Annotated in this window: 11 protein-coding genes; 7 read left to right on the top strand and 4 right to left on the bottom strand. The window is 70.0% G+C overall.

The window, feature by feature from the left end:
- Positions 1 to 34 precede the first annotated feature (34 nt).
- Together ABTZ94_RS31885 and ABTZ94_RS31880 are read right to left on the bottom strand one after the other, a co-directional pair.
- On the bottom strand, positions 35 to 388 hold the full coding sequence (locus ABTZ94_RS31885; protein WP_351206009.1) for a hypothetical protein: 354 nt from the start codon (positions 386 to 388) through the stop codon (positions 35 to 37).
- A 137-nt stretch (positions 389 to 525) separates the two neighbouring features.
- Entirely contained in the window at positions 526 to 1,317 is a 792-nt protein-coding gene (locus tag ABTZ94_RS31880; protein ID WP_351206007.1) for a DUF8842 C-terminal domain-containing protein, read from the bottom strand.
- Positions 1,318 to 1,673: 356 nt separating this feature from the next.
- On the opposite strand from ABTZ94_RS31880, the gene ABTZ94_RS31875 reads away from it, so the two are divergent.
- The 4 genes from ABTZ94_RS31875 to ABTZ94_RS31860 all read left to right on the top strand — a co-directional run bounded on the left by ABTZ94_RS31875 (position 1,674) and on the right by ABTZ94_RS31860 (position 5,457).
- Complete coding sequence (locus tag ABTZ94_RS31875; protein WP_351206005.1) at positions 1,674 to 2,957, top strand: glycosyltransferase family 4 protein; 1,284 nt, start codon at positions 1,674 to 1,676, stop codon at positions 2,955 to 2,957.
- Complete coding sequence (locus ABTZ94_RS31870; RefSeq protein ID WP_351206003.1) at positions 2,954 to 3,808, top strand: transferase; 855 nt, start codon at positions 2,954 to 2,956, stop codon at positions 3,806 to 3,808. The genes ABTZ94_RS31875 and ABTZ94_RS31870 overlap by 4 nt, the downstream gene beginning before the upstream one ends.
- A 58-nt stretch (positions 3,809 to 3,866) precedes the next feature.
- Complete coding sequence (locus tag ABTZ94_RS31865) at positions 3,867 to 4,826, top strand: helix-turn-helix transcriptional regulator (RefSeq protein ID WP_351206001.1); 960 nt, start codon at positions 3,867 to 3,869, stop codon at positions 4,824 to 4,826.
- A gap of 415 nt (positions 4,827 to 5,241) precedes the next feature.
- Positions 5,242 to 5,457 (top strand): I78 family peptidase inhibitor, encoded by a 216-nt coding sequence (locus ABTZ94_RS31860; protein ID WP_351205999.1) that lies wholly within the window; start codon positions 5,242 to 5,244, stop codon positions 5,455 to 5,457.
- 101 nt (positions 5,458 to 5,558) lie between these two features.
- On the opposite strand, the gene ABTZ94_RS31855 is transcribed toward ABTZ94_RS31860, so the two are convergent.
- Complete coding sequence (locus ABTZ94_RS31855) at positions 5,559 to 6,593, bottom strand: phosphatase PAP2 family protein (protein WP_351205997.1); 1,035 nt, start codon at positions 6,591 to 6,593, stop codon at positions 5,559 to 5,561.
- A gap of 546 nt (positions 6,594 to 7,139) precedes the next feature.
- Between ABTZ94_RS31855 and ABTZ94_RS31850 the strand changes: the two genes are divergently transcribed.
- On the top strand, positions 7,140 to 8,864 hold the full coding sequence (locus tag ABTZ94_RS31850; RefSeq protein ID WP_351205995.1) for an MFS transporter: 1,725 nt from the start codon (positions 7,140 to 7,142) through the stop codon (positions 8,862 to 8,864).
- Between the two features lie 73 nt (positions 8,865 to 8,937).
- Positions 8,938 to 10,149: an acyl-CoA dehydrogenase family protein gene (locus tag ABTZ94_RS31845; RefSeq protein WP_351205993.1), complete on the top strand. Its 1,212-nt coding sequence runs from the start codon at positions 8,938 to 8,940 to the stop codon at positions 10,147 to 10,149.
- 22 nt (positions 10,150 to 10,171) lie between these two features.
- On the opposite strand, the gene ABTZ94_RS31840 is transcribed toward ABTZ94_RS31845, so the two are convergent.
- Positions 10,172 to 10,615, bottom strand: a complete 444-nt coding sequence (locus tag ABTZ94_RS31840; RefSeq protein WP_351205991.1) for a cell division protein SepF — start codon at positions 10,613 to 10,615, stop codon at positions 10,172 to 10,174.
- 308 nt (positions 10,616 to 10,923) lie between these two features.
- Between ABTZ94_RS31840 and ABTZ94_RS31835 the strand changes: the two genes are divergently transcribed.
- A complete protein-coding gene (locus ABTZ94_RS31835) occupies positions 10,924 to 12,150 on the top strand; it encodes a DUF5685 family protein (protein ID WP_351206011.1) in 1,227 nt (408 codons plus the stop codon).
- Positions 12,151 to 12,281 lie beyond the last annotated feature (131 nt).

The raw sequence follows: 12,281 nt of genomic DNA, 5'->3' as shown, positions 1-12,281 counted from the left end.
CGGAGACGAAACGGACCGGGGCTCCGTCATACGGTCAGGCCCCTCGCGATCCCGATCCCGGGGGTAGCGCCGCGGGCTGGGCCTGCCCGGAGTGCCGGCCCACCCGCTGCCAGGAGCCGAGGCTACCGGTGTGTGTGCTTGGGGCGCTGCCGTGTCCGGTGGCCCCGTTGTGTACGGACAGCCCCGTGGAGAGACCGGAGAAACCGGAGTGGCTGCTGAGCGGGACGCGGCTGCCGGAGAGCCTGGTTCCGAAGGCCACGAAGCCGAGATTCTCCTCGCCGCTACGATCACCCGGCAGCGCCCGGAACGACCGGCGGTACTCGGAGTACAGCGCGTCGTAGATCGGGGTGGGGGACTGGCCGCCCGAAGGATCCTGCGAGGGACGCATGGCAGGGATCGGGCTCGGGCGTTGGCGGGAGGAGTCGTATGTGTGCACGTATGTGCCAACGACCCCACTGTCCGTCGGATGCGGGCCTGGCGGAGAAATAGCTGTTCGCCGCGGGTGCGAGGAGCCGACGGCCATGATCAGGTCCCGGCCAGCGGCATCGCCGCGGCGACCAGGAGCCCGCCGGCGGCGGCCCTGTCCAGAGCGTCGCGCAGCAGGTCCTCGCGGGGCTGCTGGCCGATCGCCCCCGCCGGGGCGGCGTAGACGAGCACGGTCTGCGACTTGTTGGCCGCGGTCCGCCAGCCCTCGGTGACCTGGAGCGGTGCATGAGCCTGCCACCAGGCGACCGGGGCACCGCCGCCGGTGCCCGGCTGGAGCACGGCGTGCAGCTGGCCCATGGCGAGCAGGATCGACCAGCCGTGCAGCACCGCGGGCATCTGGTCCATCCGGTGTACCGGGTGGAAGCCCTGCTCCAGCAGCAGCTGGAGGAATTCGTCGCCCCGGCTGCCGTCCGTGCCCGGGCGGGCGATCGCGCCGGTCGGCTCGACGACGAGGGCCGGGTGGAGCTCGTCGTCGATCAGGACGAGACCGCTGGTGATCCCGAGGACAGCTTGCTCGGGGCTGAGGCCCTCCGGGTACTCAGGGTGCTCCGCGTCGCTGCCGGTGATGCTGCGTACGGCACCCTGCAGCTGGTCCTCGGCGACCTGGACGACCTGCGAGGGGATGCAGGTCGCGTGAGCGAAGGCGAGGACAGCGGTTTCGTCACCGACGAAGAGCACCGTGCTGGTGCGTTCCTGTTCGGAGTCGCCGGGGGTGCGGCAGGAGGTGCAGTCGTAACTGCCTGGGGTGTTGTCGCCGACGAGCAGCCGGTCGGCTTCGGCGTCGCCGATCTCGGCGCGTACGTCCTCGCTGACGTCGAGCATGCGCGGCACGGGTGGCTCCTCGAACTCGGTGCGTGCGCCGGGCGGTTCCCGGCTCATGCAGAAGACAACGGGCGATCTGCGGCCGGGGTCACGCGAGAAAGGGAACGTAATCGAACCATCTGGCGCAGAGGGTGAATCTCAGGATCCGAGGGGCCGATTGCGACCTGTTTCTCCTGATTGACCGTACGGCGATGTGGTCGACTCGGACATGGACCGGTTCACCGATACATCGATAAATCAGGAAAACAGGTAAGCGTGAGGGTGGCTGAAACTGGCTGATGCCCGAGGGAACCTCCGGCCGGTCTGTGCCGTCATGGCAGGTGGCGTTCGCCACTGACCAGCCGAACCGGGAGATATGGCGTTTCATGCACATTTCTTTCCTGCTCCACAACGCCTACGGAGTCGGGGGCACGATCCGTACGACGTTCAATCTCGCCGGGGCACTGGCCGGGCACCATGACATCGAGATCGTTTCGGTCTTCCGACATCGCGACGTCCCCGCGCTGGGCGCCCCCGAGGGCGTGCGCATGAACCATCTCGTGGATCTGCGGAAGAAGAGCCCGGCATACGACGGCGACGCGGCCGAACACGCCCGTTCCGCAACCGTGTTCCCGCGCGGCGACAGCAGGTACCGCCAGTACAGCAGGCTGACCGACGCCCGGGTGGCGGACCATTTGCGTTCCCTGGACGCAGATGTAGTGGTCGGAACCCGGCCGGGGCTCAATGTGCAGATCAGCAGGCAGGCCCGGCGCGGTCCGGTCCGGATCGGGCAGGAGCACCTCACCCTCGACAGCCACAGCTACCGGCTGCGCCGCGAGATAGGGCACCGCTACGCCCTGCTCGACGCGATCACCACCGTCACCGAGGCCGACGCCCGCGCCTACCGGACCGGGCTCAAGCTGCCCGGCGTACGGATCGAGTCCATTCCCAACAGTGTGCCCGCGCCGAGGATCGCGCCCGCCGACGGCGACAGCAAGTGGGTGATCGCCGCAGGCCGGTTGCACAAGGTCAAGCGGTACGACCTGCTCGTCCGGGCGTTCGCCGACGTGGTCGCCGTCCGCCCGGACTGGCGGCTGCGCATCTACGGCGGCGGTGACGCGACCGGGAACGAACGCCGGACGCTGCTCGCGCTCATCGGTGAACTCGGTCTGCACAACCATGTGTTCCTGATGGGGTCGGTCAACCCGCTGGAGGCCGAGTGGCCCAAGGGGGCGATCGCCGCGGTCACTTCGGACCGCGAGTCCTTCGGCATGACCATCGTCGAGGCGATGCGCTGCGGCCTGCCGGTCGTCGCCACCGACTGCCCGCACGGCCCCCGCGAGATCATCGAGGACGGCACCGACGGACGGCTGGTGCCGGTCGGTGACCCGGCGGCGGTGGCGGGAGCCCTGCTCGGCCTGATCGACGACGACGAAGCACGGCACCGCTCGGGCCGCGCCGCGCTGGCCGCGTCGCAGCGGTTCGACCCGTCACGGATCGCCGAACGTCATGAGCGGCTCTTCACCGAACTCGCCTCCCGAGCCCCGCGCGACCGCTCGCAGGGCGCTCTGCGCACCACACTGCACCTCGCCCGCGGCGCCGTGCTGGACGGGGCGTACGCCCTGCGTCACAAGGCCGCCGACGTCATCCGCAAGGGGAAGCCCTCATGACCGTCTCCGCAGAGCGACAGACACCACGAGCCGACTGCACCGCAGGCCGCGACGGCGGGATCACCTTCGACCTCGACCTCCGTGGCCGAGAGGCCGCAAAGACGCCCGAACTGCTTCTCCGGCTGCGCGGAGCCAAAGGCACGGGCGGCGACGGCGTCACCCTGCGGCTGCCCCTGAGCCCGCTCGGCGGGGGACGGCTGCGCGCGGTGCTGCCGGGTACCGCGGCGCCCGCCGAAGGCCGCTGGGACGTCTATGTGCGCGAGCCGGGCGGGGACGACGACGGGGCGGTGGCCGTCGAGCCCGGAATCAGGGATGTGCGGCTCCTCATGGACCGCACGCCGGAGACCGGGCGGATCGCGGTCCGTATCCCGTACCCGACCGTCGACGGCCGGCTCGCCGTGCGCTGCTGGATCCGCTCACCGCACGCCGAGGCCGGGCCGGTCACCTTCGACCGGGGCGGGTTGACTGTCGAGGGCACGCTGTACGGGACCCGCCTCGGCGACGACGCCCGCGTCGAGGCGCGACTGGCCGGCGCCCCGGACCGGGTCTGCCGGGTGCCGGTCACCGGGAAGGAAGGCACGTTCTCCTTCACGCTTCCGCTCGACCGGCTGGGCACCGGGCCGGTCACCGAGCAGCAACTGTGGACGCTCTGGCTGGTCCCCGGGACGGGCGCCGGGGAGCCGGCCGACGGCGTACGGATCTCCCGCATCCTCGACGACGTCTGGGACCGCAAGAACAGCTTCGTCTACCCGGGCCGCAGCACCGGCGCGGGCGCCCGCGCCACCCCCTGCTACTCGGCCGACAACGACCTTTGCGTACGGATCGAACCGGATCCGGCGCAGGCCCGGTAGACCGCCGGTACCCGGTTGCGGACGCAGGTTGTCCGCAACCCCTGGCAGACTCGGCCCCATGTTGGATACCTCGGCACGACTGCTGCGCCTTCTCTCACTGCTCCAGGCGCACCGGGACTGGTCGGGCGCCGATCTCGCCGAACGGCTCGGAGTCACCCCGCGGACCGTCCGCCGTGACGTCGACAAGCTGCGCGAACTGGGCTACCCGGTCAACGCCAGCCCCGGTACCGGCGGCGGATACCAGCTCGGCGCCGGTGCCCAACTGCCGCCGCTCCTCCTCGACGACGAGGAGGCCGTCGCCGTCGCCGTCGGGTTGCGCACCGCGGCGGGCAACGGCATCGAAGGCATCGGCGAGACCTCCGTACGCGCCCTGTCCAAGCTCGAACAGGTGCTGCCGAACCGGCTCCGGGGCCGGGTGAACGCGCTGAACACCTTCACCGTGCCGCTGCTCCGCGGGCCCGGCGCGGCCACCGTCGATCCCGGTGTCCTCACCGAACTGGCCGGAGCCTGCCGGGACAGCGAGCGGCTGCGATTCGAGTACCGGGACCACTCCGGCTCCGTGTCGCGCCGGACCGTCGAACCGCACCGGCTGGTGTGCACCGAGCGCCGCTGGTACCTCGTCGCCTGGGACCTGGACCGCGCGGACTGGCGCACGTTCCGCGCGGACCGGATCACACCCACGCCCCCACACGGCCCGAGATTCGTCCCCCGCGACGCGCCGGCCGAGGATCTGGCCGCCTATGTCTCGAAGGGGATCTCGACCACCGTGTACGCGACGCACGCGGTGATCCGGCTGAAGGCCGGGATCGACCGCGCGGCCGAACGGATCTCGCCGTCGTCCGGGGTGCTGGAGGCGGACGGCGCCGACAGCTGTCTGCTGCGCACCGGGGCGGCGAGTCTCGATGTGCTGGTCATCCACGTCATGCTGCTGGGGATCGACTTCGAGGTCGTCGAACCACCGGAGCTCAAGGACGCGATCAGGGCGGCCAGGGACCGGCTGTCCCGGGCCCTGGACTGAGCGCGTCCACCGGCATCCTCATACGGGGGCGGTTCGGGTTGTCCGCTATACGGGCGGCAGTGGGCGGCCGCCCACTGCCGCGTGGTAAGGATTTTGTGACCAAAAGATAAGGCTGCCATAAGAAAGCGTGAATTCCCGGTGGCATGCTCATTTATACAGGCTATTCGACGCGGAAATTCCAGTTGCACGATGCGGGGTATTCTGTTTTGTTTTCGGCCCTTCCGCATGATCGTTTCTTGACCTGTGTGATTACTGTGCGTCCTGTCGTGGACCGCGTGCTCGGGTGACGTGATTCGAGCAGCACGCGTGTCGTGATCCTGTGACACAAGCGTGACCGCCGAGGGACGTGAGGATGCCGTGCGGCGGCCGGCGCCCCGGCTTCCGTCGCGGTCCGAGGCCGCCTACGGTGAGAGGCATGGCACCCATACCGACCCCTCCCGCCCAGCCCGACGACACACCTGGTGCGTACGTCGGCCTCGCCGCCGACGCGGCTGAACGGCGGGCCCGCAGGCATGGCTGGAGCACCGTCAGATCCCTGCCGCCGGGCGCGATCATCACCATGGAGTTCCGGAGCGGACGGATCAACTTCGAGGTGGCCCATGCCGTCGTCACCCGCTGCTGGGTGGGCTGAGGCCCCTGAGCCCGGGCATGAGTGAAGGCCCCGACCGAAGTCGGGGCCTTCACTGCGCGGGGGAGCGGCTGTGCGTACCGGCCCCGCTGCTCCAGAGGTGTTCAGCCGCCGGTCATCGGGCGGGCAGGGGTGGTGCCGCCGCGTGGCGTACGGTCCGCGTGCGGCGGGCGGCGGCTGCCGGCCGGGGTGATCGGGCTCCGCTCCGAGCGCAACAGATGCGCCGTCGGCGCCGGGTGTGCACGTGAGCGGGCGCCCGTGACCGTGCCCGTTGTGGTCGCCGTGTGTCCTCCCGCGGCGACCGGCTCCAGCACAGGGCTCTCCGCCACGGCGTCGCCGCCGTCCAGTTGCGGGAGCAGTACGGTCCGGGGTCCTCCGGCCGCGACGGGCAAGGAAGGAACGGGACGGCCGCGGCCCCGCAGGTACTCGCGCTGGGCGAAGATCCAGGCCTCGGTCCGGGTGATCAGCGGCTCGACCCAGGGCAGGCCCAGCAGGATCAGCAGCCCGGCGGTCCAGCCCAGCAATACATCGCTGAGCCAGTGCGTGCCGAGGTAGACGGTGGTGAGTCCGACGCCGAGCGAGACGATTGCCGATACGGCCGACAGGTAGCGCCTGGCCCGCGGGGTGGTGGCCAGATAGGCGAGGATTCCCCAGGTCACGACTGCGTTGGCGGTGTGGCCCGACGGAAATATATCGCCGCCGGCGAAGAGCTCCGCGGAGCCGATCTGGGTCGCGTAGTGCGGGCCGAGCCGCCCCAGGCCGATCTTGACTGCGCCGACCGTCGCGTTGAGCAGCAGCAGTGAGGCGCCGAGCGTCAGCAGGGGCCGCAGTGTGTGCTGCCGCCAGGAGCGCCAGCCGAGCCAGCAGGCGACCATGGTGGCGGTGGGGCCGCGCTGGCCGAGCACGATGTAGTAGTCGAGGAAGGCGTGGATTTCCGGCCACTGCTGATACGGCCGGAAGAGCATGACCTTCCAGTCCAGGGTCACCAGCCAGGAAGAGACCAGCACGGCAACGACGATGGCGAGATAGAACGCCAACGTCCCGCAGAAGAGAGCGATGCGATGACGGCTCATCCGCGGTGGCTCTATCTTCGGCGGCTCCGGCTCCCGGTCCAGGCGGGCAAAGATGTCGGTACGCACCCAATCGACGTTACAGCGAGTTAGTGCGCGAACAGGTCGATCCGGTCTCTTTGTGATGACGATGTGATGTGGACTATGTCTCGGCCGGGCCTTAATTCCTGAGCCGAAGAAGCGTATCGGTGGGTTTCTGCGCTATTGATTTCGCACTCATTTCGGAAGGGTGTTTGGGTGCGGACAGAAAAGCGCACGAGGGTGTCGGTGTGAATTTCTCCGGCCTCTCCGGGGGGTGAAACGGATGGTGTCCGTGCGGTTACTGACCGCTTGTGATGCGGGCCCGGCGTGTGCTCCGGGAGTCACGCCGAGTACCTTCTGTGCCGGGTGTGGAGGCCGTCCGTGCAGGTCCGAGCGGGTTCGGGGCGGCGGCTCGGCGTGGCGTATGCCACACTCCACGGCCCATCGAGGTATGAGGTGGACCACGTGTGAGCGCTCTGAACTCGCGTACGCTGACGGATCACTCGCCCGTCGATGCCGGGCTCCGAGGGACGGCGAACCGCCGCATCCCCGGCTGGCCCGCCGAGCGCGAGGGACCTTTTGGGAGGTACATGCATGTCCGGGACGACCACAGCCCGAATCCGGCTGCGCTCAGCCGCCGACGGTGCCAATCGATGGGTCGTCCTCGTTGTCCTCTGCCTCAGTCTGCTGCTCGTCGCGCTCGACGCGACCGTGCTCCACGTGGCCGTCCCGGCCCTCACCGAGGACCTGCGGCCCAGCGCCGCCGGTCTGCTCTGGATCGTGGATGCCTATCCACTGGTCTGCGCCTCGCTCCTGATCCTCTTCGGTACCCTCGGCGACCGGGTCGGCCGGCGCCGCATTCTGCTGCTCGGTTATGCCCTCTTCGGTGTCGCCTCTGCGATCGCCGCGATGGCCGACAGCCCCGGCGTACTGATAGTGGCGCGAGCTCTGCTCGGTGTCGGCGGGGCGATGATCATGCCGGCGACGCTGTCGATCCTCCGGCAGGTCTTCCCCGACCGGCGTGAGCGGGCCGTGGCGATCGGTGTCTGGACCGCGGTCGCGGCCGTCGGCGCCGCCACCGGACCCGTCATAGGCGGCTTCCTCGTCGAGCATTTCTGGTGGGGCTCGGTCTTTCTGATCAACATCCCGCTGATGGCGCTGGTCCTGCCGGTCGGTCGTCTGCTGCTCCCCGAGTCACGCGGCAGCAACGACGGCCCGTGGGATGTGCTGGGTGCGCTGATGGCTGCGGCCGGAGTGCTCGGTGTGGTCCTGGGGGTGAAGCGGGCGGGCACCGGTGAGGGGCTGCTGAGCCCGGCCGCACTGGCCCCCCTGCTGATCGGGGCCGTACTGCTCGTGGCCTTCGCGCGCCGTCAGAAGCGCCGCACGCACCCGCTGATCGACATCGGGATGTTCGCCAGGCCCGCCTTCTCGACCGCGGTGGGCTGCATCATCCTCGCCATGCTGGCTCTGGTCGGGCTGGAACTGATAGCCGTGCAGTACCTCCAGCTCGTCCTCGGCCTGAGCCCGCTCCAGACCGGGCTGCGGCTGCTTCCGCTCACCTTCGCGGCCATGGCTGCGGGCGCCACCGGCTCGTACGCCCTGCGCCGCATCGGGCCGCGCCGGATGGTGGGCTGGGGCTTCGTGCTCACGGCCGCCTCCGTGCTGGTCCTGACCGCGATGGGGCAGCACGACCGGCCCGGCCTGCTGACCGCGGCCTTCGTCGCACTCGGCTTCGGACTGCAGTCCACGCTCTTCGGGGCGTACGAATCCATGCTCAGCGAGGCCCCCGCCGACCGGGCGGGCGGTGCGGCGGCGATCGGCGAGACCTCTTACCAGCTGGGTGCGGGCATGGGAATCGCCCTGCTCGGCAGTGTCATGAACGCCGCCTACGCCTCCGGACTCGCGAGGCTTCCCGAAGAGGGCGTCCCCGCCGGGGACGGTGTGGCCGCCTCCCACTCGCTGGGCGAGGCATACCAGGTGGCGGAGCGGCTGGGCGGTCCGCTGGGCGAGGTGGTGCGCTCCACGGCCCGCCATTCCTTCATCACCGGGCTGCATGTCACGCTGCTGGTCAGCGCGGCTCTGCTGCTGGTCGGAGCGCTCGCCGCGCTGCGGCTGCCGCGGGTGATGGAGTGCCCCTCACCCGGTGTCGGTGAACCCCGAGATGCCGACGATGCCCGTGAGTCCCTGGGGCGGAGCGAGGCGCCGGAATTCCACGGTCCGCACGAGGCGCCCGCCGCGGGCCGTACGAAGCGGCCGCACCCGCTGCCCGCCCGGCGCCGACCCGCCGAGGCGACCGGCTCTGGACGGGCGGGACGCTGAGCCGTAACGTCGGTACGACGCCATAACTAACACTGCTAGTTTTAGCATCGTGCGAGCCGCCGGAGGCATCCTCATGTCCACCACCGAGTCCTCGAAGCTTCCGCCCTTCGACCCCGCCGACCCGATCGGCATCGACGATCTGCTCAGCTCCGAGGACCTCGCCATCCGCGACACCGTCCGCGACTGGGCCACCGACCGCGTCCTGCCGCACATCGCCGAGTGGTACGAGAACGGCGAGCTGCCCGGCATCCGCGAGCTGGCCCGGGAGCTCGGTTCGCTCGGCGCCCTCGGCATGTCCCTGCAGGGATACGGCTGCGCGGGCGCCACCGCCGTCCAGTACGGACTGGCCTGCCTGGAACTCGAAGCGGCTGACTCGGGAATCCGCTCCCTGGTTTCCGTACAGGGATCGCTCGCCATGTACGCCATCCACCGCTTCGGCTCCGAGGAGCAGCGGCAGCAGTGGCTGCCGGGCATGGCGGCCGGCGAGATCATCGGCTGCTTCGGCCTCACCGAGCCGGACCACGGCTCCGACCCGGCCGGGATGCGGACGTACGCCAAGCGCGACGGTGAAGACTGGGTGCTCACCGGCCGCAAGATGTGGATCACCAACGGCTCGGTCGCCGGGGTCGCCGTCGTCTGGGCGCAGACCGACGAGGGTGGCGCGGGCGGCGGAATCCGCGGATTCGTCGTACCGGCCGGCACCCCGGGCTTCTCGGCGCCCGAGATCAAGCACAAGTGGTCCCTGCGCGCCTCGGTCACCAGCGAGCTGGTCCTCGACGAGGTACGGCTGCCGGCCGACGCCGTACTCCCCGGGGTCACCGGTCTCCGCGGCCCGCTCAGCTGTCTCAGTCATGCCCGCTACGGCATCGTCTGGGGAGCCATGGGTGCGGCGCGCGCCAGCTTCGAGTCGGCCCTCGACTATGCGAAGACCCGGGAGCAGTTCGGCAGATCGATCGGTGGCTTCCAGCTCACCCAGGCCAAGCTCGCGGACATGGCCGTGGAACTGCACAAGGGCATCCTGCTCGCCCACCATCTGGGCCGGCGGATGGACGCGGGCAGGCTCCGTCCGGAACAGGTCAGTTTCGGAAAGCTCAACAATGTGCGGGAGGCGATCGAGATCTGCCGCACCTCGCGCACGATCCTCGGCGCCAACGGGATCTCGCTGGAGTACCCGGTGATGCGCCATGCGACGAATCTGGAGTCGGTGCTCACCTACGAAGGAACTGTGGAGATGCACCAGTTGGTGCTGGGCAAGGCGCTCACCGGCCTCGACGCGTTCCGGTAGACCGGTCCGGCGAGCGCCCTGCTCAGCTCTGGTTGAAGAAGCCGTCGGCCGGCCGGCCGACGGCTTCGCCGTTGACCACCTGGGTGTCGGCCGGGGTCAGCAGGAAGACCCGGGTGGCCACGCGCTCGATCGAGCCGCGCAGTCCGAAGGCCAGCCCCGCGGCGAAGTCCACAACGCGCTTGGCGTCGGTGGGGTCCATGGTCGTGAGGTTGACGATCACCGGGACGCCGTCCCGGAAGAGCTCTCCGATGGCTCGCGCGTCCCGGAAGCTGTCCGGGGTGACGGTGGCGATCCGGCGGCCCGTCTCCTCGGCCGTCTCGGAGGCCACCTGCACCCGGGGGTCGGTCACCCAGGCCTGACCGGTCCCGGTCTGTGCACCCTCGGCATACTCGTCGTCGTCGTAATACCGCTCGTCGTTGTCCTCTACGAGGCCCAGCCAGGCACTCGCCTTGCGCACCGATCCCATGGACGCCTCCTCTCACCGCGGTTCCGTAGCGTTCCGCATCTCTTTCGTATCCCTATGGTCGTCCATGATGCGGATCGTGCGCCAAGTGGATAGTCGGCGCACAGGGGATTCGTGACGGTACTGGTGCAGAAGATGTGGCGATTCGTCAGGGTTCCTCCAGCATCAGGGGTCTGAAAGAAAGAAAATGTGATGTGCCGGTCCGTACGGGTGACATGGCGGACGTATGGGTGAACGGGGCGCTCGATACGATGCACGTCGCGCATGCGCACGAGCGCGGCGTACAGGTGAACGACTCTCGGGGGATCGTCGTGTTCGGAATCGTCAGGCCCTGCGCCCACCGGTTGTCCGAGGGGCTCAGGGTGGAGTGGATGGCCCATCTCTGCGGGCTCTGTCTCGCGCTTCGCTCCGACCACGGGCAATTCGCCCGCATCGTTACGAACTATGACGGCCTGATCGTCTCGGTTCTGACGGAGGCTCAGTCCGATCGCACCACCGGATGGCGACGCACCGCAGGGCCCTGCCCGCTGCGCGCCATGCGGACTGCCCCGGTCGCCCGCGGCGAGGGAGCCAGGCTGGCCGCCGCCGTCTCCCTGGTGCTGGCATCGGCGAAGGTGCGGGACCACGTCGCCGACCGGGACGGCCTGTTGAAGCGACGCCCGGTTGCCGCCGCAGCGCGTCGGGTCGCCGCGGGCTGGGACCGGGCCGGTGCGCGCACCGGCGCACGGCTCGGCTTCGACACGGCGCTGCTCGTCGACGCCGTTGACCGACAGACCGGCGTCGAGTTGCTCGCCGGGCCCGGCACCCCGCTGCTCACGGTCACCGAACCCACCGAGACCGCCACCGCGGCGGCCTTCGCCCACACCGCGATACTCGCGGGCAAACCGCAGAACGCGGAGCCGCTGGCCGAGGCGGGCCGGCTCTTCGGACGCCTCGCGCATCTGCTGGATGCCGTCGAGGACCAGGAAGCTGATGCCACGTCGGGTGCCTGGAATCCGCTCACCGAGACCGGCACCTCGCGGGCCGAGGCCCGACGGCTCTGCGACGACGCGCTACGCGGCATGCGGCTGGCGCTGCGCGACGCGGAATTCACCGACGACAAGCTGGCCCATGTGCTGCTGGTGCACGAACTCCGGCAGTCGGTGGACCGGGCGTTCGGTGCCACGGCGTGCTCGCACCGGGCGGGCGGCGCAGCTTTGGACGGAGCTGTCCCGCCGTCAGGTGTGCGGCAGACCGGGTCCTTCGGGCCACCGCCCGGCAATCCGTACGCGCCGAGCCCCGGCAGCCCCGCCGGCCCGCCGCAGCCCCCGCCCGAGCCCCCGCGTGACCGGCGCGGTCTGATCGCGGGCTGTCTGGTGTGGGCGGGACTGGCCTGCACCTGCCAAATGTGCTGTGGCACCTTCAACGACCCGTGGACCCATCAGCGCCGCCAGGGGCTGTGCAATCAGTGCGACTGCTGTGAAGCGTGTGACTGCTGCAGCAACTGCGGGGACTGCTGTGAATCGTGCGACTGCTGCGGTTGCGACTGCAGCTGCTGAGGAGGGAGACCGGCCGGATCACTTGATCTCGGGCGGCGAGATCTGCGCGGGCGGGGGAGCGGAACCACGCCGACAGCTGACGCACCGCCATATCGCACCGCACAGGGCGGCCCCGGCAGCCCACGTGCTGC

It is taken from the genome of Streptomyces sp. NPDC002785, assembly GCF_040295565.1.
Taxonomy (GTDB): Bacteria; Actinomycetota; Actinomycetes; order Streptomycetales; family Streptomycetaceae; genus Streptomyces.
Note: the sequence above shows the minus strand (reverse complement) of the source record. Positions and strands in the feature narration are given on the sequence as shown.

Excerpts from the sequence above, each read along its gene's own strand:
- ABTZ94_RS31850 (WP_351205995.1), top strand. The coding sequence starts at position 7,140 with ATGTCCGGGACGACCACAGCCCGAATCCGGCTGCGCTCAGCCGCCGAC.
- ABTZ94_RS31875 (WP_351206005.1), top strand. The coding sequence starts at position 1,674 with ATGCACATTTCTTTCCTGCTCCACAACGCCTACGGAGTCGGGGGCACG.
- ABTZ94_RS31885 (WP_351206009.1), bottom strand. The coding sequence starts at position 388 with ATGCGTCCCTCGCAGGATCCTTCGGGCGGCCAGTCCCCCACCCCGATC.
- ABTZ94_RS31845 (WP_351205993.1), top strand. The coding sequence starts at position 8,938 with ATGTCCACCACCGAGTCCTCGAAGCTTCCGCCCTTCGACCCCGCCGAC.
- ABTZ94_RS31870 (WP_351206003.1), top strand. The coding sequence starts at position 2,954 with ATGACCGTCTCCGCAGAGCGACAGACACCACGAGCCGACTGCACCGCA.
- ABTZ94_RS31865 (WP_351206001.1), top strand. The coding sequence starts at position 3,867 with ATGTTGGATACCTCGGCACGACTGCTGCGCCTTCTCTCACTGCTCCAG.
- ABTZ94_RS31860 (WP_351205999.1), top strand. The coding sequence starts at position 5,242 with ATGGCACCCATACCGACCCCTCCCGCCCAGCCCGACGACACACCTGGT.
- ABTZ94_RS31840 (WP_351205991.1), bottom strand. The coding sequence starts at position 10,615 with ATGGGATCGGTGCGCAAGGCGAGTGCCTGGCTGGGCCTCGTAGAGGAC.